At 41.1% G+C, this 20,761-nt stretch carries 19 protein-coding genes, 7 tRNA genes and 1 pseudogene; 16 read left to right on the top strand and 11 right to left on the bottom strand.

From position 1 onward, the window contains the following. Window positions 1-67: 67 nt before the first annotated feature. Window positions 68-568, top strand: a complete 501-nt coding sequence (locus tag SPEA_RS10970; RefSeq protein ID WP_012155331.1) for a hypothetical protein — start codon at window positions 68-70, stop codon at window positions 566-568. A 166-nt stretch (window positions 569-734) separates the two neighbouring features. On the opposite strand, the gene SPEA_RS10975 is transcribed toward SPEA_RS10970, so the two are convergent. Beyond that, window positions 735-1,757: an oxidoreductase family protein gene (locus SPEA_RS10975; protein ID WP_012155332.1), complete on the bottom strand. Its 1,023-nt coding sequence runs from the start codon at window positions 1,755-1,757 to the stop codon at window positions 735-737. Between the two features lie 150 nt (window positions 1,758-1,907). Between SPEA_RS10975 and SPEA_RS10980 the strand changes: the two genes are divergently transcribed. Continuing rightward, a complete protein-coding gene (locus SPEA_RS10980) occupies window positions 1,908-2,297 on the top strand; it encodes a glycine zipper family protein (protein ID WP_012155333.1) in 390 nt (129 codons plus the stop codon). Between the two features lie 245 nt (window positions 2,298-2,542). Here SPEA_RS10980 and SPEA_RS10985 read toward each other — a convergent pair whose 3' ends face one another. Together SPEA_RS10985 and SPEA_RS10990 are read right to left on the bottom strand one after the other, a co-directional pair. After that, the gene (locus tag SPEA_RS10985; RefSeq protein WP_012155334.1) at window positions 2,543-3,037 is read right to left on the bottom strand and encodes a DUF6702 family protein; all 495 of its coding nucleotides are present in this window, start codon (window positions 3,035-3,037) and stop codon (window positions 2,543-2,545) included. A gap of 2 nt (window positions 3,038-3,039) precedes the next feature. Then, complete coding sequence (locus tag SPEA_RS10990; protein ID WP_012155335.1) at window positions 3,040-5,496, bottom strand: M1 family metallopeptidase; 2,457 nt, start codon at window positions 5,494-5,496, stop codon at window positions 3,040-3,042. 233 nt (window positions 5,497-5,729) lie between these two features. On the opposite strand from SPEA_RS10990, the gene SPEA_RS10995 reads away from it, so the two are divergent. From SPEA_RS10995 to SPEA_RS11010, 5 genes and pseudogenes are all read left to right on the top strand, one after another. After that, window positions 5,730-6,425, top strand: coding sequence for an SDR family oxidoreductase (locus SPEA_RS10995; protein ID WP_012155336.1), 696 nt, complete (start codon window positions 5,730-5,732; stop codon window positions 6,423-6,425). A gap of 302 nt (window positions 6,426-6,727) precedes the next feature. Then, window positions 6,728-7,135: pseudogene (locus SPEA_RS23370) on the top strand (ATP-dependent zinc protease family protein); the annotation flags it as partial. Between the two features lie 84 nt (window positions 7,136-7,219). Further along, on the top strand, window positions 7,220-8,104 hold the full coding sequence (gene rimK, locus SPEA_RS23375) for a 30S ribosomal protein S6--L-glutamate ligase (RefSeq protein ID WP_223296613.1): 885 nt from the start codon (window positions 7,220-7,222) through the stop codon (window positions 8,102-8,104). Between the two features lie 204 nt (window positions 8,105-8,308). Then, a complete protein-coding gene (locus SPEA_RS23380; protein WP_398353652.1) occupies window positions 8,309-8,596 on the top strand; it encodes a hypothetical protein in 288 nt (95 codons plus the stop codon). Window positions 8,597-8,761: 165 nt separating this feature from the next. After that, on the top strand, window positions 8,762-9,094 hold the full coding sequence (locus SPEA_RS11010) for a hypothetical protein (protein ID WP_012155339.1): 333 nt from the start codon (window positions 8,762-8,764) through the stop codon (window positions 9,092-9,094). 196 nt (window positions 9,095-9,290) lie between these two features. On the opposite strand, the gene gap is transcribed toward SPEA_RS11010, so the two are convergent. After that, window positions 9,291-10,301, bottom strand: a complete 1,011-nt coding sequence (gap, locus tag SPEA_RS11015) for a type I glyceraldehyde-3-phosphate dehydrogenase (protein WP_012155340.1) — start codon at window positions 10,299-10,301, stop codon at window positions 9,291-9,293. Between the two features lie 218 nt (window positions 10,302-10,519). Next, the gene (locus SPEA_RS11020) at window positions 10,520-11,353 is read right to left on the bottom strand and encodes a DUF2989 domain-containing protein (protein WP_012155341.1); all 834 of its coding nucleotides are present in this window, start codon (window positions 11,351-11,353) and stop codon (window positions 10,520-10,522) included. A 222-nt stretch (window positions 11,354-11,575) separates the two neighbouring features. On the opposite strand from SPEA_RS11020, the gene SPEA_RS11025 reads away from it, so the two are divergent. From SPEA_RS11025 to SPEA_RS11060, 8 genes are all read left to right on the top strand, one after another. Then, complete coding sequence (locus tag SPEA_RS11025; RefSeq protein WP_012155342.1) at window positions 11,576-13,012, top strand: glyceraldehyde-3-phosphate dehydrogenase; 1,437 nt, start codon at window positions 11,576-11,578, stop codon at window positions 13,010-13,012. 595 nt (window positions 13,013-13,607) lie between these two features. Then, window positions 13,608-13,683, top strand: a tRNA-Gly gene (locus SPEA_RS11030). A 13-nt stretch (window positions 13,684-13,696) separates the two neighbouring features. After that, window positions 13,697-13,770: transfer RNA gene (locus SPEA_RS11035), tRNA-Cys, on the top strand. Window positions 13,771-13,865: 95 nt separating this feature from the next. Next, window positions 13,866-13,951: transfer RNA gene (locus SPEA_RS11040), tRNA-Leu, on the top strand. 634 nt (window positions 13,952-14,585) lie between these two features. Further along, a tRNA-Cys gene (locus SPEA_RS11045) sits at window positions 14,586-14,659 on the top strand. Between the two features lie 95 nt (window positions 14,660-14,754). Next, a tRNA-Leu gene (locus SPEA_RS11050) sits at window positions 14,755-14,840 on the top strand. A gap of 479 nt (window positions 14,841-15,319) precedes the next feature. Then, a tRNA-Cys gene (locus tag SPEA_RS11055) sits at window positions 15,320-15,393 on the top strand. Between the two features lie 132 nt (window positions 15,394-15,525). Then, window positions 15,526-15,611, top strand: a tRNA-Leu gene (locus SPEA_RS11060). Window positions 15,612-16,156: 545 nt separating this feature from the next. Here SPEA_RS11060 and SPEA_RS11065 read toward each other — a convergent pair. The 6 genes from SPEA_RS11065 to punR form a co-directional block, all read right to left on the bottom strand. Continuing rightward, complete coding sequence (locus tag SPEA_RS11065) at window positions 16,157-16,486, bottom strand: TusE/DsrC/DsvC family sulfur relay protein (RefSeq protein ID WP_012155343.1); 330 nt, start codon at window positions 16,484-16,486, stop codon at window positions 16,157-16,159. A gap of 1 nt (window position 16,487) precedes the next feature. Continuing rightward, on the bottom strand, window positions 16,488-16,769 hold the full coding sequence (gene tusB, locus SPEA_RS11070) for a sulfurtransferase complex subunit TusB (RefSeq protein ID WP_012155344.1): 282 nt from the start codon (window positions 16,767-16,769) through the stop codon (window positions 16,488-16,490). Continuing rightward, on the bottom strand, window positions 16,769-17,125 hold the full coding sequence (gene tusC / locus SPEA_RS11075) for a sulfurtransferase complex subunit TusC (RefSeq protein WP_012155345.1): 357 nt from the start codon (window positions 17,123-17,125) through the stop codon (window positions 16,769-16,771). Before tusC ends, tusB begins: the two co-directional genes overlap by 1 nt. An 8-nt stretch (window positions 17,126-17,133) precedes the next feature. Continuing rightward, window positions 17,134-17,523 (bottom strand): sulfurtransferase complex subunit TusD, encoded by a 390-nt coding sequence (gene tusD / locus SPEA_RS11080; protein ID WP_012155346.1) that lies wholly within the window; start codon window positions 17,521-17,523, stop codon window positions 17,134-17,136. Between the two features lie 57 nt (window positions 17,524-17,580). Continuing rightward, window positions 17,581-18,234: a Bax inhibitor-1/YccA family protein gene (locus tag SPEA_RS11085; protein ID WP_041411461.1), complete on the bottom strand. Its 654-nt coding sequence runs from the start codon at window positions 18,232-18,234 to the stop codon at window positions 17,581-17,583. Between the two features lie 180 nt (window positions 18,235-18,414). Further along, window positions 18,415-19,317 carry a DNA-binding transcriptional activator PunR gene (gene punR, locus SPEA_RS11090; protein WP_012155348.1) on the bottom strand — a complete coding sequence of 301 codons (903 nt, stop codon included), beginning with the start codon at window positions 19,315-19,317 and terminating at the stop codon, window positions 18,415-18,417. 118 nt (window positions 19,318-19,435) lie between these two features. Between punR and punC the strand changes: the two genes are divergently transcribed. After that, window positions 19,436-20,680 carry a purine nucleoside transporter PunC gene (gene punC, locus SPEA_RS11095; protein WP_012155349.1) on the top strand — a complete coding sequence of 415 codons (1,245 nt, stop codon included), beginning with the start codon at window positions 19,436-19,438 and terminating at the stop codon, window positions 20,678-20,680. The last annotated feature ends 81 nt before the right edge of the window (window positions 20,681-20,761 follow it).

Here is a 20,761-nt window from a genome sequence, read left to right on the forward strand (position 1 = left end):
AGTGTTACTATACTGGCATTCAAGTATAGTGAAATGAACTTGCAGTCGAATATTAATAGTGAATAAAATGAAAATAGAAGCAGAGAGTGCAGGCAAGGGTTGGCATTATCATCAAGCAAAACCAACAGCGGGCCGAAAATTAAAACTGCTTGAAGGCGATGAATTGGTTGCAGCTTTACCATTGATCTACCGACTCATACCTCTGACTGAAATAGCAAAAAGACAAGATTGGTTCTTTGAGTTTGAGTGTCAAACAGAACGAGAAAATCTTTATATTGAGCTTAGCGAAAGCTTGTCGACACTGAATCAAACCCGCAAACAAACGACAGGGCTAGAAATTGCGCTAACACAAACCAACTTGTTGCTTAATCGCTACTTTAGTGATTATGGGTGGCGAATGGTTCGCAAAGAACTATCACAGATAAAGAAGCGTAAGAAGAAGTCCCATATTGAGATAGGCAATGATCTTGTTATTAAACTCAAGGAGTTTATGGCATTAAATCAAATTGATACTTTTGACCAAGCTATCGATCATCTATTGAGTGAGTACCCAGATTCAACAGAATAGCCATGGGCATAGTTAATTCGTCTCGGTAACGGTGTTAATTTTTAGTTTTACATATTAACACCGTTAAGCCACTAGGCTTAGTGGTCTTAAATACTTTTAAAAGGTTTACTCTCAGCTATGGAGTGATCAGACTTGTGTAGCCAAGGTTATCCTGTATTAAGTTTACCTAAATAGAGTCTAATGCTCGTTGTGTAATTTGCTGACTAAACCGATTTCGTTTTTGATGGTTAGGAGCCCAACCTACTAGGAAGCGCTCGAAGTCCGCCCAGGCTATATCTACCAGCTTTTGCCACTCTTTAATGACTAAAATTGGATCTATTTGAGGCTGATATAAGCTTAATGCTTGGGTTAACTGATTGAAATATTCATTCACTAATTGTGCAAAGTTAGTCGCGCACTCCTTCTCAGACAAACAGCTGCCAATAAGATAAATAAGATCTTTTACGCCAACACCACTGCCCACGTATTGAAAGTCGACCGCAGCAACATCCGTAAACCCCGCATTGAAACAAAAGTTAGCCACCTTGGCATCACCGTGAATTATGGTTTTATATTCACAATTATTCAGTAACTTATCGATTTTGCTCGCCTTTGTTTTAAGAGGTGATTCCGGCATCACTTGCCACTCTTCCTGTCGAGTCGATAGGTGCCAGTAACTCCCTATAGCCCAAAGCTCATCAGATGACAATGCTGTTGAATGCGATAAAAATCTTGCATGAAAATGCGCTAGCCAACGCAGGCATAATTTGATTTGTTTGACAGAAAGGCTAGAGGCGCGAACAGAAAAGCCTTGGATATCGAGATCAGACATTAATATTAATTGGCTTGCCTGTCCGGACTCTGTAAAACGGCACTCTCCTAAAAATGTAGGGACCAAGCAGGTATCATTGCAGAGCTTTGCCCAACGTTTATAAAAATTCACTTCCACCTGATAAGAATTAAGCTTTCTGCGATGGGAGGCCGAAGTTGACCAGCCTCTTGGATGCTGCGCCTGATTAGGAGGACAGATATGTTTGACTATAAACTGACTAATCCCAAACCGATTTACTAAATGTTGCGAGGTAAACTTATATCTAGCAATCTCACCATATCCAGACCAAAGTGATTGAATAATTTCTATTTTTTCAAAACTAGAAGAGTCAAAGAAATCAGACAAAACAGCTTCAATCGATCTGTTATTTAAATCCATTCATTTACCTTAGTGAATATTTGTTCAAGTGTCAGACAGGTAGAACGCTGTACTATAATTGATATAAAGCAGTTATCAAAACAGAGTATGTTTGAACAGTTTAAGCATGTTGACTTTAGCAACATCTTATCAATAAAGAGGAAGCATTGAATGAGACGTCATATATTAACCCTTGGCCTACTGTTACTCCCCGTTAGTGCTATGGCAAATATTATTGTCGATAAAACTGGTGTTGATGAGAAAGACTATGTGTACGATCTCCATCAATGCACTGAGATGTCGACTCAAGTCGAGCAAAAACAGACTGAGGGAAGTGCCATCGGCACAGCTGCTAAAGGCGCTGCAATTGGCTCTGCTGGTAAGGCGATAGCAGGAGGCTCAGGTTCTGAAGGCGCAAAACAGGGCGCTGCGATTGGTCTGGGTGTCGGAGTGCTGTCTAAAGGCAGAGAAAGAAGAAACAATAAAGACACCTACGCCGCCGAACAACAAACAGTGATAAAAAATTGCATGACAAATAGAGGTTACGTTGTACTCAACTGATAGATTACGTTCTGATTGACTTGAATACGGATTAAATCAGCGAGTAAGCTTTGAGTGTTTAAGTAACCGTATTTTAGTCAGCTTGTCAGTAGCCGATAAACTAGGGTCCGTTACAGTTTGAGCTCCTGTGTATGAGAGTCTGTAGACAGACTCGTTAATTGAATAGCAAAAGGCTAAGCGAAATGTGCTTAGCCTTTTTTGTCCTTAACGGGTGGGGGGAATTGCTATTACTTGTATTAGTTATATTAGTCCGCTAAATCCACCTTTAGCCAAGATGATTCATTATCAAATAAAACGGACTTAACTTTGCCTTTTCCTTCGACATTAACCAAATTTATCTGAGCAGGCCAAAGCTCTTGTAACGCACCATTTGAGATATTTAGCCCAGTTAAGCCTTTTGGAATAGGGCTTTGTTGATATATCCAGAGATATTTACCGTCTAACTCTGTTCCAATAAAAGATAACGGGATATTCGTGCCGTTATCCTGTTTTAAATCAAACTGAAGTTGAACATAATCAGCAAATGTCTGTTGAGTTTTTGCGTTACTGAGAATATCAGCTCTCGGGTCAAATAGAGCCTTTACTGCATGTTCGGCATCATGCAGATAGAATTTATGCATGATCTCTATTTGCTGCGTTCTATGATTAAACTTAATACTTGTGACCGCGGTTTTTTGCTGATGACCGTACGAATAGCTAGACATAATAAAGCAAATTAAACCGATGAAAAAACGCTTCATGCTTACGCTCCTTTACCATTAGTTGAAGGGCCATCTTCAGCATCATCTTTAATTTCAGTCTTAATATCCTGCATGATATCACGCTTAAGTTTGCTCTTGCTCTTCTCCTTTTTGAAGGCTTCTATACGCGAGGGAATGATCCGTCTTGGAAAGTAGTTATTGTTTAGTTCTACGTCCGCGGTTTGCCAACTTGGGTCAATTTCTATCTCTTTAAGCTCTTTATCTGTCACGATTAATTTATTAACAATCGTTGGACTGCGACGCCAGATCTCTGCAGGAATGTTTAGCTCTTCGACAGTACCGTCTGTATAAGTTAGCTGTAACAGAATTGGCATCACTAACCCACCATGGTTTGAGAATTCCAACACGTAATAGTTTTTGTCTTCTTTCACCGCACGCTCAATGACTTTTCTCTCCCAGTTTTTTAGTTTATTAAGGAATTTATTATATTTATTCCTTTCCTTGTTGGTTACGGTAAATTGGTCATTTTCATCATAAAAATCAGTTATATCATCATTCAGTTCAACCCAGGTTTTAATGCCTTCTTCTTGGTTCTTAACAATGGCCATTGGAGTCGGCTTATCCTGTTCAATTTCACGCTCTCGCTTAAAGTCGATATCAGGATCCTTACTGGTCATGTTGAGCTTATAGACTCTATCTATGCTTAGATCTACATGATCCGTAGAATAAAACCAACCACGCCAGAACCAGTCAAGATCGACACCAGATGCTTCTTCCATTGTTCTAAAGAAATCCGATGGAGTAGGGCGTTTATACTTCCAGCGGGTGGCATACTCTTTAAAAGCAAAATCAAACAGTTCACGACCTAAAATGACCTCACGTAAAATATTAAGGGCGATAGCTGGTTTAGTGTACGCATTAGGCCCGAATTTTAAGATACTGTCAGACTGCGTCATGATCGGGACTTGAATCGAGGATTTCATGTATTCGATGATGTCTCTGGGCTCTCGCGCCCAATTAGAATCAGTTTCCCATTCTCGAACCGCAATGGATTCTACGAAGCTATTTATCCCCTCATCCATCCAAGTCCATTGGCGCTCATCTGAGTTAACTATCATGGGGAAATAGATATGGCCAATCTCGTGGATCACAACTCCAATAAGAAAGCGCTTTTCGGATAAGGTGTAAGTGCGTGTACCGTCATCTTGAAGCTCTGTACGAGGGCCGTTAAAGGTGATCATCGGATACTCCATTCCACCGACTGGCCCGTTGACTGATTGTGCTGTTGGGTAGGGGTAATCGAAGGAATATCGAGAATAAACTTTCATGGTATGAATTACTGATTCTGTGGAATATTTCTTCCATAAATCACCGCCTTCCTTAGGGTAGAAAGACATCGCCATGACAAGTTCTTGCTCAGCTCCTGGCTGTTGATATCCTTTAGCGTCCCACATAAATTTACGAGATGACGCCCAGGCAAAGTCTCGCACATTTTCAGCCTTAAAATGCCAGGTCTTTTCGCGAGTCGTGCCTTCGGACTCGTTTTCTAAGGCCTCTTCCTCGGTAACAATAAATACCGGACGCTTACTGGTCTTAGCTTGATCGAATCGTTTTCGTTGAGTGGAAGTAAGCACAGCTTTAGGGTTTGCTAGATAGCCTGTAGAAGCAACGATATGATCGGCAGGAACGGTGATTTCTACGTCATAATCACCAAACTCTAGGGTAAATTCACCGCTACCTAAAAAGGCCTTATTGGTCCATGCTTCATAATCTGTATAGGCGTGAAGCCTTGGAAACCATTGGGCGAGTTGAAAGATATCGTTGCCACCTTCACGTTTATCTTCAGTAAAATGCTCATATCCTGAACGGCCGCCAACAGCCTTCTGTTCGGTAATATTGTAGCCATAATCTAATGAGAAGCTGATTTTGTTACCTGGTTTAAGTGGCGTTAGCAAATCGATACGCATGTTGGTGCCGACGACTGTGTAGCTAAGTTTATTGCCGTCAATTGTGATATTACCTATCTCATAACCCACATTGTTATCATCGAGAAATTGCTGTTTACGTAAGGTGTTTAAGCTGATTTTGGTGGGGTTGCCATTAACACTGTTTGCTAGTTCTTTAGGGGTAGAGAAGGTTCTAGTTTTGCTAGCGATAGAATCTGACTGATAATAGTTTTGGTCGAGTTGTAACCATAGATACTTGAGGGTATCAGGCGAGTTATTAGTGTAAGTAATTGTCTGTGTGGCATCAATTCTTCGCTTTTTTTCATTTAATCGGGCATTAATTTGGTAGTCAACTTGCTGCTGCCAGTATTCATGGCCAGGTTCGCCTGCAGCGTTTCGGTATACATTGGCTGTCGGTAAACTTTCATCTAGTTGCCTAAATTTATCTTCGAACTCGCCTTTTGATTGTTTAATCACCGAAGCATGTGTACTAAGTGTGATGACTGCAAACGCTGACACTATAAGTCGAGATGAACTTGTTAATTTTTTCACTGAATCTGTTCTCTTGTTATTGTTTTTAGCTGGGTAGAGTGATTACAAACTGAGGTTTGCCTGAGTACCCTCACGGCAATAGTATACAATAGACAATATTGAGCTTGTCATGAAATTTAACTACTGTGTAACTTTTCATGTTGAGTCGTTTTTGTTAAATAATCGCCAACTTCTTGCAACACTGAACTAGACTGAGCGAATATAAGGCGATGAAGCTTAGTGAAGGTAACCAAATGACTAAACACGCATTGATTACGGGTGGTAATCGTGGAATTGGACGAGCGTTCGTAGAACACTATTTAAAAGCTGGTTGGAATGTTACAGCTTGTTGTCGAGATCCTAAAAGGGCGGTTGAACTGTCGGTATTAAAATCTGATTATGAGCAACTAAAAGTTATGTCACTGGACGTCAGCCTTTCAGAGTCAATTGCTATCTTAACCAAAGAATTGGCCGGAACTCCGATCGATTTACTAATTAATAATGCAGGGTATTATGGTCCTAAGGGAGTCGAGTTTGGAAGCTGTGATGCTAAGGAGTGGGGTAAAGTCATTGAGGTTAACACTATTGCACCATTGATGCTTACAGAAGCCTTGTATCAAAACCTAAAATTAGTGGGCAACCCTGTAGTCGCCTTTATTTCCTCTAAAGTCGGCAGTATGGAAGATAATACCAGTGGTGGTGGCTATTACTATCGCTCATCCAAAGCGGCGCTTAATTCTGTGGTAAAGAGTTTATCTATTGACTTGAAAGATGACGGAATAAAATGTGTTGCTCTGCATCCAGGTTGGGTACTGACAGCAATGGGAGGCCCTAAAGCACTTATCGATACCGACATGTCGGTTAAGGGCATGATGGCAGTAATAGGTAAGTTAACATGGGAACAAAGTGGTGATTTTTACGACTACCAAGGAAAACCAATACCTTGGTAGTTTCAATTTGGGTGGGACTCGGTGGTTGAGTTTAGGGGAAACTGGCATTTTAAATAGCGTAAATTATAATTAACTCGACTAATCTACTCAGAAAACAGGATTTTTGATACCCTGTATAAATAAGTTGTTTCACCGTGACTTCAGACGTTTATCGCGTTTAAAAACCGCGATAGATGTCTCAGTTTTCAGGATTTTAGAAAAAATTCTATCCGTAAGCAGAAAATAACTAAAATTTAGTTTGCATCTGCTGAAAAAAGGAGTACTTTCGCGCTCCTTAATTTAACTTAACTGGAAGAATTGTAATGAGCGACAATAAGTTTATTATCGGAAGTGAAGAGTGGTGTGCATTCCCAGCTCTTGGTGTTCCTGCAATTAAAGCTAGAGTAGACTCTGGCGCCAGAACGTCATCAATCCATGCTGTAAATATCCGTCCTTTTAAAAGAGAAGGCGAGCCATGGGTTTCTTTTGAACTTCATCCGATACAAAACAGTCGCAAGATCATTCTCAGATGTGAGAGTAAGGTTGTTGATCGCCGTAATATTAAGAGTTCTAACGGTGAATCAGAGAAACGTTATGTTATTGCATCTGTTATCCAGTTAGGTGGTAATGCATGGGAAGTTGAGTTGACCTTAACTAACCGTGACAGCATGGGCTACCGTATGCTGTTAGGTCGTGAAGCGATGAGCAACAAGACCTTGGTTGACCCATCAGAATCATTTTGTTTAGGTGAGAAGGGCGACCTAGAGGTTGAGCAACTTTACGGTGTTAAAACAGCTAAGAAAAGTGGTCTTAAGATCGGATTGCTAGCCAGTAACCCAGACTTGTACAGTAACCGCCGTATCATTGAAGCCGGTGAACAGCGCGGCCACGAAATGGTATTCTTAAATATCAGCCAATGTTACTTGAAGCTAGATGCGTCTTCGCCAGAAGTTCACTATCGTGGTGGCAGAGTTCTTAATAACGTTGATGCGGTTATTCCACGTATTAGACCAAGCATGACCTTCTACGGTTGCGCGTTGACTCGTCACTTTGAAAGTTTGAATATCGAAGCGTTAAACACTTCTGATGCGATTACTCGCTCAAGAGATAAGCTGTTTTCGCTGCAGTTATTGCAAAAGAATAACCTAGATATTCCAACGAGTGGTTTTGCTAACTCGCCTGTTGATACTAAAGATCTTATCGATATGGTTGGCGGCGCTCCGCTTATCGTTAAGTTGCTGGAAGGTACACAAGGTAAGGGCGTTGTCCTAGCGGAAACAACTAAAGCAGCAGAGAGTGTAATTAACGCATTTAAATCTCTGCGTGTTAACTTACTTGTGCAAGAGTTTATTAAAGAAGCTCAAGGTAAAGACTTACGCTGTTTTGTAATTGACGGTAAGATTGTTGCGTCAATTGAGCGTACAGCCGCTCCTGGTGAGTTCAGAGCTAACATTCATATGGGTGGTAGTGCATCAATCGTTTCAGTGAGTGCTGCAGAAAAACAATTGGCGATTAAAGCAGCCAAAACTATGGGTTTACGTGTTGCCGGTGTTGATATTATTCGTTCTAGCCGAGGACCTCTATTACTAGAGATAAACTCTTCACCAGGACTTGAAGGTATTGAATCTGCTACAGGTATTGATATCGCTGGTGCGATGATCGAATCTATCGAGAAGAAACTAGGTTGGAAGGCTGATTAACAGCGTCTAATTCTAGGTTAGCTCTAAAAAGCGTTATGTCTAAGACATAGCGCTTTTTTTTGTTTAATTGTCGCTTGCACAAGCTAGTTAAGTTTTTATTAAAGCACTAAAAGTGTGATACTTGTGTTTAAAACACTGGTATTTTAAGCTGAAATTTTTACTCTATAACCTCATTGTGCTACTTTTATAGATTACTTTTTTGCTATGGAGGAAGTAGTGAAATCCACAGTAGACAAAATGTTAGTCAAGCACGATAAACTTGTACATTCGGAAGGGGTCAAAGTGTGCTCGCATACCCAGAGAGTTAAAGACGAATGGGTACAACATACCGTGATGATAGATGACTGCCAAACGCCATTTACATTTCGGCGAACAAAAAAATATAAAAGTCTGAACGGTGCAAGGGTTAATATTACTTATTATGCCGACACTCAGGGCGTAGCAGGCTTTGAAATGGATATCTTTAAGGTCGTCAGGATCAAGCGAAGTTAAGCTAATTATTATCCAGATGGTTTCTGATCCCATCTAGGGGGATTGCTAAGTTTTGGTTAATCAGTATTCATTAAGTATGAGTACAGTTCTAGATTGTTAAGATTTGCCTCAGAAAGCCCACACTTTGTGGGCTACTCCTAATACCAATCAGGATAAGAGGTGGGTATGTATTCTACTCGACAACAGAGTCTGCAATATAGCGGCTTAGCTTCTCAAATTATTAATGACGATAAGTTAGCGATCCTTCGTCATAGCGTACAGATCTCTATTAAACTTACCCAAAGAATGCTGCTTAAGCGTTACCTCAGTGTCGAACAGATTTCAGCATTAACACTGTTAAATTTAAAATCAGAATCACTTGAGTTGCACCGGGCTATTTTGTGTGCGGATATTGGTACAACGGAAAGAAATATTTTACTCGGTTATATCAATCACAATATCGATTCAATTGATGAGGCTATCAGTGTCAGGGCTGTGAATAGACCGCTCATTAATTGAAGCTTTTTAATAGGATATTAGTAATACAAGATTCTATGGCTAAATGTGATTTATTTTGGCTGAATTCTTAGCGGATTACCCTGAATGACGCATTAACCTCACATCAGCCGGCTACCTTATTTTGAACTCGAAGCAGTTTAGTTACTTCAGATACAAAAAAACCAGCCTAAGCTGGTTTTTTTAGAAGACTAACGAATTACTTAGCGTTCATTAATGCAACAGCATTGTCTAGCATGCGGTTACTGAAGCCCCATTCGTTGTCATACCAAGCCATTACTTTAACGAGGCGACCGTTAACACGCGTCTGTGTTGCGTCAAAGTTTGAAGAGAATGGGTTGTGGTTAAAGTCGATAGATACCAATGGCTCATGGTTAACGGCTAGTACTTCACTTAATGGTGCAACTGAAGCCGCTTTTTCGATGATGGCGTTGATCTCTTCTACTGAAGTATCACGTGCAGCAACAAAAGATAGGTCAACCAAAGAAACGTTAACAGTTGGTACTCGAACAGCTAGGCCGTCAAACTTGCCGGCAAGCTCAGGTACTACAAGACCGACTGCTGCAGCTGCGCCAGTTTGCGTAGGGATCATTGACATTGCAGCTGCACGAGCACGACGTAGATCGGTATGATAAACATCAGACAAACGTTGGTCGTTTGTGTAAGCGTGAATCGTAGTCATTAGACCTGACTCAATACCAATCTCATCATTTAGCGGCTTTGCAAACGGTGCTAAACAGTTAGTAGTACAAGAGGCATTTGAAATTACCGTCATGTCACTGGTAATGAGTTCATTGTTTACGCCGTACACAATGGTGGCATCAACATTTTTACCCGGTGCAGAAATAATGACTTTTTTGGCACCGGCATCAAGATGTGATTGGACTGATTCTTTAGATGTGAATATACCAGTACATTCGAATACGACGTCAACATCTAGTTCTTTCCAAGGAAGTTTTGAAGGATCACGCTCTTGGAAGGTTAGGATTTTGTCTTCGTTAACAAAAATTGCGTCGTCAGCATGTTCTACTTTTGCGTTAAAGCGACCATGTACTGAATCGTACTTAGTTAAATGAGCATTGATTGAAGCATCGCCTAAATCGTTCAGTGCAACAATCTTGATAGGATAGTTCTTTTCGCTTTCATATAGAGCACGTAGAACATTGCGGCCGATACGGCCATAGCCGTTAATTGCAACTCGGATAGTCATCTCATATCCCTCAGGTAAATGTAAAAACAGAATCTGGTTGTAAAATTACCAAACTGGCAGCCATCGTCAAGTTATATCGGTGGTAAAAGGCTAGATTTTGCGTTTATTTAGGTAATTTTTTTACATGTGTCGCGAATTTGCATATAAATCGTCTCAATTTACAGGTTAGCTGTAAGTTGGCAAAATTATTGCCGAATTGTGTATACAGCCCATACATCTTATAGCGACTTAGTTAAATCTTTATCCAGCAATATTTTTAGCTTACTTTGTTGATACTTTCCAGCCTCGAGTTGTTCTGCTAGCAAAATCGCGTCATGGTCCAATTTAAGTTGCAACTTCTTATTGCCCTTTATAAGTGCAAGCATCTGCTCTGAGGAGAATTTAGCTCCAGTTATTTCGATATTAGCTTTTGAAAGCCAGTATTCAATATCACCTCTTTCTTCAAAACGGTAGAGACTAGCAAGGGCTAATAACCAATCTGGTTGGAAGTTATCTTGGTTACTTCCTTGAAATACTTGTGCATAGAGCTGTTTAGATTTAAGTGGATCAATTCGTAAATAATAAGACGCTAACTGAGCCTGTAAGTCGATGTCATTTATCTTATTCGCTTTCTCTGCTGCAAATAACACGGCTTCGGCTTCATTGTCATTAAAACGAGACCAATGATAGTAGGCAAGGTGAGGGTCTAAGCTTCCACGCGTCGTTTCTTGTAGCTGGGCTAGAGTTTGCGAACTGAGGCCGAATGCTCGAGCGCGTTCGTTAGTTCGCTCAGGATGTAAAATGTGTTGTACGCCTGCCGCGAGTTCGACACATTTATTGTAATCTTCTAGGTACAACAGTTGCTGATAAATTTGCTCACCAGAGGGCATTTGTATACTTTTTAACTTGAACCTATTGCGGATCAGGTCTCCTCGCTCAAATCGGCACCAGCTATCGTCATGTAGATCGGCACAAAGTTCGGGATTTTTGTTACAAATAGCCTGAGTATTTGTCGGTTGTTCACAGCCAAACAGGCCCAAAAAAACCGTAATTCCGAAAAATGATGTAAACATTACAAATTTTCTATTCAAAACTAGCTCCGAGGCTATATTTATCTAATAAAATTACAGTGTTATAAAAAATATCTTGCTAGCCTGATAGCCGACTTTTCATTACAATGGCGCCGACCAAACGGGGAAAGACACCCTATATAACGTTAGATTATTGGTCTTTTCTTTTTGTTACTCAAACATTTCTGATGAAAAAAGCAGAAAAGTGAGATAAAGGATCTGTTAATGAGCGCTGATAAACACCTACAAAGTTGGCAAGAACGATTCGAAATGGCTGAGGCTATGCAGCCATTACTTGGTAAGTTATACCGTAACCAAGGTGTAGAAGTCGTCGTCTATGGCAAACCTCTACTGAATGCCTCTACAATCGAAATCATTAAATCGCACCGTTTAGTGCGTCGCCACGTTGGTGAAAAACTAAGACTACGTGAAAGCTTTCCATTTGTTGAGGCTTTAAGCAAGTTAGCGGTAAAACAGTGCAAAGTCGATATCGGTAAATTAGCTGTTAATTACTGGCGCGAATACCCTGATGCGAGTCAAATTGAGGCTTATATGAGCCGTGAACTTGCAGATGCTATCACTAACGAAGACGACGAAGCCGCTAGAGATGTTGTCCTATACGGTTTTGGTCGTATTGGTCGTCTATTAGCACGTTTGCTGATTGAAAGAACAGGTGTTAGTAACAAGCTTAGACTACGTGCAATCGTACTGCGCGGTGGCCGTAAAGGTGATTTAGAAAAGCGTGCAAGCTTACTACGTCGTGACTCGGTACATGGTCCATTCAACGGTTCAGTTGAAGTCGACGAAGAAAACAACGCAATTATCGCTAACGGTACCTACATTCAGGTTATCTACGCGAACTCGCCAGACGAAGTGGATTACACTAAATTCGGTATTTCAAATGCGCTTGTAGTTGATAACACCGGTATTTGGAAAGATGAAGCGGGCCTTGGTTTACACCTTAAATCACCAGGTGCAAGCAAAGTATTGCTTACTGCTCCAGCAAAAGGTGCAATTAAGAACGTAGTTTATGGTGTAAACGAGCAAGACATCCTTGACGAAGATACGATTGTATCAGCTGCAAGCTGTACCACTAACGCGATTACACCAGTACTTAAAGCGGTTAATGACAAGTACGGTATCGAAAATGGTCACGTGGAAACAATCCACTCATATACTAACGACCAAAACCTAATCGATAACTATCACAGTGCAGATCGCCGTGGACGTAGTGCTCCATTAAACATGGTAATTACTGAAACAGGCGCAGCTAAAGCAGTATCTAAGGCGTTACCTGTGCTAGAAGGTAAGCTAACAGGCAACGCGATTCGTGTGCCTACACCAAACGTTTCTATGGCGATTATTAGCTTAAACCTGAACGGTGAGACTAATAAAGAAGAGCTTAACGAATACATAAAAGATATGGCGCTGCAGTCTGATTTGCAAAACCAGATTGATTACACTGATTCGACAGAAATCGTTTCGAGCGACCTTGTGGGTTCACGTTACGCAGGTGTTGTTGATTCGCAAGCGACCATTGCTGAAGGTAAGCGTGCAATCCTTTACGTATGGTATGACAATGAATTTGGCTATAGCTGCCAGGTTGTTGGTGTTATGCAAAAGATGCTTGGCCTTAACTACCAGTCATTACCACATGGCTAATTTGTTATAACTCTACGCTTTCTGATAAAACGCCTCTTACTGTATAGAGGCGTTTTTGTTTTTAGAACTAGCATTATCCAATAACATTACTTGCTTATTCACATCAAACCTAATCAATAAGCCGAACACATAATTTATAAGCCAGGTGCTGGGTAGGCGGTTGAGCATAGAATGAAGCACTTTAGTCAGTGACTGTTAAAAGTAAATGAGTTGAAAGGGTATGGACTTGTTTTCCTAAGCTTATGCACAGCTCTCAAGAGTTAATCTGAAAGGCTGGCAAAGCGTAAAGATATTAGAAGATGGGGCTTACTGTGAGGCCAATTATTATAATGACTCGCAAATAAACTTACTCACTTTAGGCCTTGAGAGCTAAAATGAACCCTAATCATTTCATAAATAGTGCTTAGATTCGCTAGCAATTTGACTGACTATTAGCCTTACAGCATAAAAAACGTTAGCTTTGGTTGATTTAACATCAAACGGGCATTAAATTGTTTTTTCGCGATTGACTATCAAGGGGAAATCGGTAGAATGCCATTCCGTAGTCAAGGGGAAGCTTGCTAAGCAAGTACTTGAATACAGATTAAATTGAAATGCGACATTAGCTCAGTTGGTAGAGCGATACCTTGCCAAGGTATAGGTCATCGGTTCGAACCCGATATGTCGCTCCAATTTACATCATGTGGCGCGATGGCAGAATGGCTATGCTGCGGATTGCAAATCCGTCGATCTCGGTTCGACTCCGGGTCGCGCCTCCACAATTAAGAATTTGATGAGTTTGGTTGATACTGTTAGACAGTAAAGCCAAGCAGTTTTGATACCGACAAAATGTATCATCAAAATCAAAGAGTTTGCCCGTGTGGTGGAATCGGTAGACACAAGGGATTTAAAATCCCTCGCTGAATAAGCGTGCCAGTTCAAGTCTGGCCACGGGTACCATCTTCTTATGAAGAGTAAATAAACCAGCCATTGAGCTGGTTTTTTTACATCTAAATTTTAGTATGAATTATAAGCAAGGAATTCCTTTTTATAAGAGACGCCTCGCAGCATAAGCGTGCTAGTTCAAGTCTGGCCACGGGTACCAAATAACTCTCTTAAGAGTTGCAGAGAAGCCTCGACGATGTCGGGGCTTTTTTGTATCTGGCGCTTACGATAAAAGCGCAAGGGATTCCTATTTATAACAGATGCCTCACTGAACAAGAGTATCAGTCTAAATCTGGCCACGGGTACCATCTTCTTATGAAGAGCAAATAAACCAGCCATTGAGCTGGTTTTTTTACGTCTGCAATTTTTAGAAAATCAGCACCACAAGGGATTCCATTTTTTAAGAGACGCCTCGCTGAATAAGCTTGCCACTCTTTTTGATATAACGAGTCTGGCCACGGGTACCACTATCTTTTAGAAGATCATGAAGAGAGGGCAAGGGTTTGTTATTAATTAAGCATTCTTTGAACATCTTTTGTCTTGTTAGATTATGTTTTAAGCGGTTGAATAAAATAAACAAATAACCGGTTGACTCATTTTTATAATCGAGTAAAGTATGTCTCGTTCCCAGCAGTTAAGGGCACACAATGGCGCGATGGCAGAATGGCTATGCTGCGGATTGCAAATCCGTCGATCTCGGTTCGACTCCGGGTCGCGCCTCCACAATTAAGAGTTTGATGAGTTTGGTCGATACTGTTAAACAGTAAAGCCAAGCAGTTTTGGTACCGACAAGACGTATCGTCAAAATCAAAGAGTTTGCCCGTGTGGTGGAATCGGTAGACACAAGGGATTTAAAATCCCTCGCTGAATAAGCGTGCCAGTTCAAGTCTGGCCACGGGTACCATCTTCTTATGAAGAGTGACTAAACCAGCCTAGTGCTGGTTTTTTTACGTCTGCAATTTTTAGAAACCTGCACCTAAAGTGATTCCTTTTTATAAGAGACGCCTCACTGAACAAGTGTATCAGTCTAAGTCTGGCCACGGGTACCAAATAACTCTCTTGAGAGTTGCAGAGAAGCTTGCGTAAAATGCGCGTAAGAAAATGTAAGACCGGCTTAAGCAAGCTCTACGTAAACAATGGAGAAGGGCAAAACACAAATAGCCTCCCTTAATGAACACTCCCAAAAATTACAGTTATCAAGCTTGTTTCATCATTCATTTAAAGCCAGTTAAATAGCTAGCTACTAATTAAGCGTTGTGTGAACATCTTTTGGCTTGTTGGAATATGTTTTAAGCAGTTGAATAAAACAAACAAATAACCGGTTGACTCATCTTCATAATCGAGTAAAGTATGCCTCGTTCCCAGCAGTTAAGGGCACAACATGGCGCGATGGCAGAATGGCTATGCTGCGGATTGCAAATCCGTCGATCTCGGTTCGACTCCGGGTCGCGCCTCCATAACTTTTTATTGTTATGACACTTATTAAAGTAGAAAAGAATAAGAATTTGATGAGTTTGGTCGATACTGTTAGACAGTAAAGCCAAGCAGTTTTGATACCGACAAGACGTATCGTCAAAATCAAAGAGTTTGCCCGTGTGGTGGAATCGGTAGACACAAGGGATTTAAAATCCCTCGCTGAATAAGCGTGCCAGTTCAAGTCTGGCCACGGGTACCAAATAACTCTATTAAGAGTTGCAGAGAAGCCTCGACGATGTCGGGGCTTTTTTGTATCTGGCGCTTACGATAAAAGCGCAAGAGATTCCTATTTATAACAGATGCCTCACTGAACAAGAGTATCAGCCTAAGCCTGCCATGGGTTCCATCCTCTCTTGTAACAGTAAAAAGGGCCCCTTCATTAACGTGCGGAGGCTTTTTTGTATCTGCTGTCTATAGAAAAGCCCGAGGGGTTTACTTTTTATAACAGATGCCTCGATAAATAAAGATGCCAGTTCAAGTCAGGCCACGGGTAGCATCCTCTCATTTAAAACGGTCAAAAGGTCTCTGCATGAACGTGTGGAGGTTTTGTGCATTGTAAGTTAGTGAGCTATAAGGCAAGAAAAGCGCTGTTACAACACGGAATACGCTTAGATAGTTCTTCTAATGAGATAGTATGTAGCTAGACCTTTAGAGTCTTAAATTGGCCTGTACGAGGAATAAAAAAGCCCTAACGAGTAGGGCTTAGGGCTTTAGCTGTTAATACTTAATTTGCATTGTACAAATCTAAATGCACTTCGCAGGTTTTGGTAGGCCTGCAATTTTAGTTGCCTGTTTAGCAGGACCGACTGGGAACAGGGTGTAAAGATACTTAGAGTTTCCTTTTTCAGCTCCAAGCTTTAGCCCCATCGCTTTTACAAGCACTCTGATCGCAGGACTGGTCTTAAATTCTAAATAGAATTCACGAACAAAGTTAATCACTTCCCAATGAGCGTCGCTCAGCTCTATCTGCTCTTCTTTGGCAATAACTGGAGCAAGCTCAGGAGTCCAATCATTTACCGACTTCAAATAACCTTGATGATCGGTTTCTATCTGTTTTCCGTTAAATTCTATCATTTTACCAACTAATTACTTTATCGTGCGTAAGACTAAGTGCTACAAATTCGTTGTAGTCTATCTGTTTGACATCTTTTAGAAGAACTTTAAGGCCTCTAGCTGTGACATCTTCTTGCAATGCAACGTAATTATACTCAGCTAGCTGAGTGCGCCATGTTTGCTTCAGAAGGCTATTTACGGCGTTAGCAGATAATAGAATGCAGTCATTCTTGCTGGCATAACGTAAGCACGTTTTTAGCGCAGAACTTTGCTCAGGTGACTCTTGTATAAGATGCAATATCATTAGAAAACGATAACCTCATCAGCATTGGCTAAGTGGCTTGAAATTTCTTCAGCGGACCTCTGTTCCACATCAATCCTAAAATCAGTCTGTTGTAAGCCGAGTTCAAGCATAGAGTCCTGGCATACTAACACTGTTTCTATGTCATAGAGCGGCAGGGCGCCGAGAGTGGCAATATAATCTTTAGCGCCAACAGACTCAGGATCTTGATCTTGTAGTAGGGTTAATAGCCCCTCATCAGTAAAAATCAAACTTACCTCTTGCTCGAAACTGGCACTTAAAAGGGACAAATCGAGCCCTTCACGGCCGTGTGCTGTACCGTGGGGAGCCTGTCTAAAAATAATACAAAGTTTTTTCACTTATGCTCCTAAAAACTGACGAGTCTGTCGGCAGTCTCAATTCCAATAACCAATTCGCCTAAACCACCCATGATGAAAGGAGGTTGCATATTCCAATGGCTGTATTGGTTTTCTTTCGCATCAGATTCAGATAAGACACCACGACGTAGCGCGGCTGAGACACAGTTCACCAGAGCCACACCGTGACGTTGGTGTAAATCAATCCAAGCTTGCTTAAGATCGAACTCATCGCTAGCAGGGCTATTGAGATGATTGGTGTTTAATACGCCATCTTGATAAAAGAAGACTTTCTCAATGGAGTGGCCGTTCTCTATAGCGGCTTTAGCGAATCTGTAGGCACTGTAACTCGATGCACAACCGTAAGCTGCTGAGTTAACCTGGATAATAAATTTGCTCATGGTAAAAAAAATGGCCCTGTAATAGGGCCATTTTAACTCAATTAAAATTAATTGGTATTAGTCATCGCCGCCAATACCCATTAAATGTAATAGGGCGATGAAAAGATTTAAGAAATCTAAGTATAAAGAAATGGTTGCGCGAATATAGTTAGTTTCGCCGCCATTAACGATTTTGCTTGTATCGTAAAGAATAAAGCCTGTCATTAACAATGCGATACCGGCGTTGAGTGCCATAAACACCATGCCGTTACCAAGGAAAAGGTTAACTAGGAGGCCAACAACCATAATAACTAGGCCAGCAATAAGGAAGCCGCGCATAAACGAGAAATCTTTCTTAGTCGTTACCGCATAACCTGAGAGAGTGATGAATATTACCGAGGTTAAACCCAGTGCCTGCATGATCAGCTGTGGACCATTAGCCATACCTGCATAATGGTTAAGGATGTAGCCCAGCGACGCACCTTGCATACCCGTGAACGCGAATACCCAAAATAGACCAGCACTCGAGTCAGCTTTTCTTAGCGTCACAAACAAAAGCACTAAACTACCGATAGATAAGCCTAGAGACATCATAGGGCTAATTGCTAATGCCATCGCCAAACCTGCGCACACTGCAGAAAACGCTAAGGTCATAGAAAGCAGCATATACGTATTCTTAAGCAGTTTGTTTACTTCAACTGAAGTACTGCTATACGCGGTTTGTTGTGTCATATCTTTCATTTCTTTCTCCGAAGACAAATTTTCAAGCTATTTTGTTGGAACACGAGATAAACAAGGAGTTCCCTCATTGTTTAAATGAGTCATTATCGCTTGTTAACTTATTGAATCATACAGCAGCCAAACCAAGGTATAAAGCGCTTGATTGATAAAATAGGCTGAAGTTAAGCTTAGTTAATCTAACCAGTCTTTATGTAGCTTTTCACTATCGCCCAAATAATCGAGTACCCAAGCCATGGCTGGGGACTTATTCGTCGCGTTCCAGGCTAAACAGCAAGGACTGGTTTTATTCGGTCTTTCAAGCTGCTTTTCTATTAATGCGCCGGTCTTAATAAACGGGAAAGCAAAATGGGCCGGCATATATCCAACACCTAAGCCTTCACGAAAACAGTTGATAGCGCGGATCCAGTCAGGCACAACTAATCGACGTTGATTTTCTAGCAGCCAGGTCATACGTTTAGGGATCTCACGAGAAGTATCTTCTAAACATATAGAAGGGTATTGCCTTAACTCATCATCTGTTAGCGGCCGATCAATTTCTGCAAGTGGGTGGTTTTTACCGACAAGAAAGCACCACTCGATTTCGCCCATGTCTCTAAAATGGTAATCACCACCAACAGGTATGGCGGTGGTTGCGCCTATTGCGATGTCGCTACGACCGGTAGCAATCGATTCCCACACACCATTGAATACTTCGATGCGTATAATCAGTTCGACATTATCAAAGGTTCGATAAAAGTCGGCGATTAAATTACTGATTTTATCTGCGCGTACGATGTTATCGAGCGCTATAGACAAGGTAGGCTGCCAGCCATTGGCTACGCGTATGGTATCGGCGCGCATTGTGTCAATGTCTGATAATAGTGAACGTGACTGTTTAACGAAGTGTTCACCGGCGGCAGTTAAGCTAACGCTCCTGTGATGACGAACAAAAAGTACCACGCCGAGTTCTTCTTCAATTTGTTTAACTGCATAACTCACAGCTGAAGGGACTTTATGTAATTTATTGGCTGCGGCGGTAAAACTGCCAACGCGAGCAACCATATCGATGAGCTGAAGAGACTGTTCAGAAAGCATGGTTCACATCCTGCTGTGATTTTTTTTGATAGCTAATGTGAAAAATAAACGTTTCACAGCACATTAGCAAGTGTTTACACTGCGCGACTTTAATAAATCCAGATCAGAATTTCGAATTATGAACTCACTAACAAGTGTAAAATACTATATTTTTCTAGCATATCTAGCGGTATTGAGCATGTTAGGCTTTATTGCCACTGACATGTACTTGCCTGCATTCAAAGCAATTGAAGACACAATGGCAACATCGCCATCACAAGTCGCAATGTCTTTGACATTCTTTTTAGCCGGCTTAGCGCTAGGTCAGTTACTTTATGGTCCTTTAGTTGAGCGTTTTGGTAAACGTAATTCACTGATCTTAGGTCTAGTATTGTTTGCTGCTGCAAGCTTCTCGATATCCGTTAGTGATTCAATTTTAGTATTTAATATTTCGCGTTTTATACAAGCATTAGGTGCATGTTCTGCCGGCGTTATTTGGCAGGCGATTGTTATTGAAAAATACGATGCAGCAAAAGCACAGGGCGTATTTTCTAATATTATGCCGTTAGTGGCCTTGTCACCAGCACTTGCTCCAATCTTAGGTGCGTTTATCTTACAATCGTTAGGTTGGCAGAGCATTTTCATTACATTGACCGGTATGGCTGCTGTAATGATTCTTTTGACAGTTTGGTTTGTGCCTGCAGAAACCAAAGCAATAAGCCATGAAAAGAAAGAGATCAGCTATTTAACAATCCTTAAGAACACTAAATACCTAGGCAACGTGGTTATTTTTGGTGCTTGTTCTGGTGCGTTTTTCTCATACCTAACACTGTGGCCAGTAGTGATGGAGCAGCATGGATTCGATGCTACAGCAATTGGGCTGAGCTTTATTCCGCAAACTATTACCTTTATTTTGGGTGGCTATGCGAGTAAAACGCTTATTCGTAAAATCGGTTCAGAGAAAACCTTAAAGCTATTACTATCTGTATTTGGCACGTGTGCTATGTCTATTGCAGTAGTGACAATCTTACTGCAAGGACTATCAATTTATCCATTGCTAGCTATATTCTCTGTACTTGCAGCGTGTAGTGGTGGTATTTACCCAATTGTTGTAAACGGTGCATTGCAGGAATTCTCTGATAACGCAGCTAAAGCGGCGGGTTTACAGAACTTCCTACAGATCAGCTTATCATTTGGTGCTTCAAGCCTTGTAGCTATGTGGGCGACAAGTGGTGAAGTTGCGATAGGTTGGGGGATTATGATCTGCTCATTCATCGTATTTATTGGCTTCAAACTACGTAACTATAAAAATTGGAATGAGGTTAGCGAAGAGATCGTAATGCCAGATCCTGCGCGCATTGCAATCAATCAGGATGAGAAATAAGCAAACTGATTCGTTCTTAATCAAAGTGATAATTTGTTAAAATTATCACTTTACAAGAACTACAGAGCGCTATATTATCCG

This window comes from Shewanella pealeana ATCC 700345 (assembly GCF_000018285.1).
GTDB classification, from domain to species: Bacteria; Pseudomonadota; Gammaproteobacteria; order Enterobacterales; family Shewanellaceae; genus Shewanella; species Shewanella pealeana.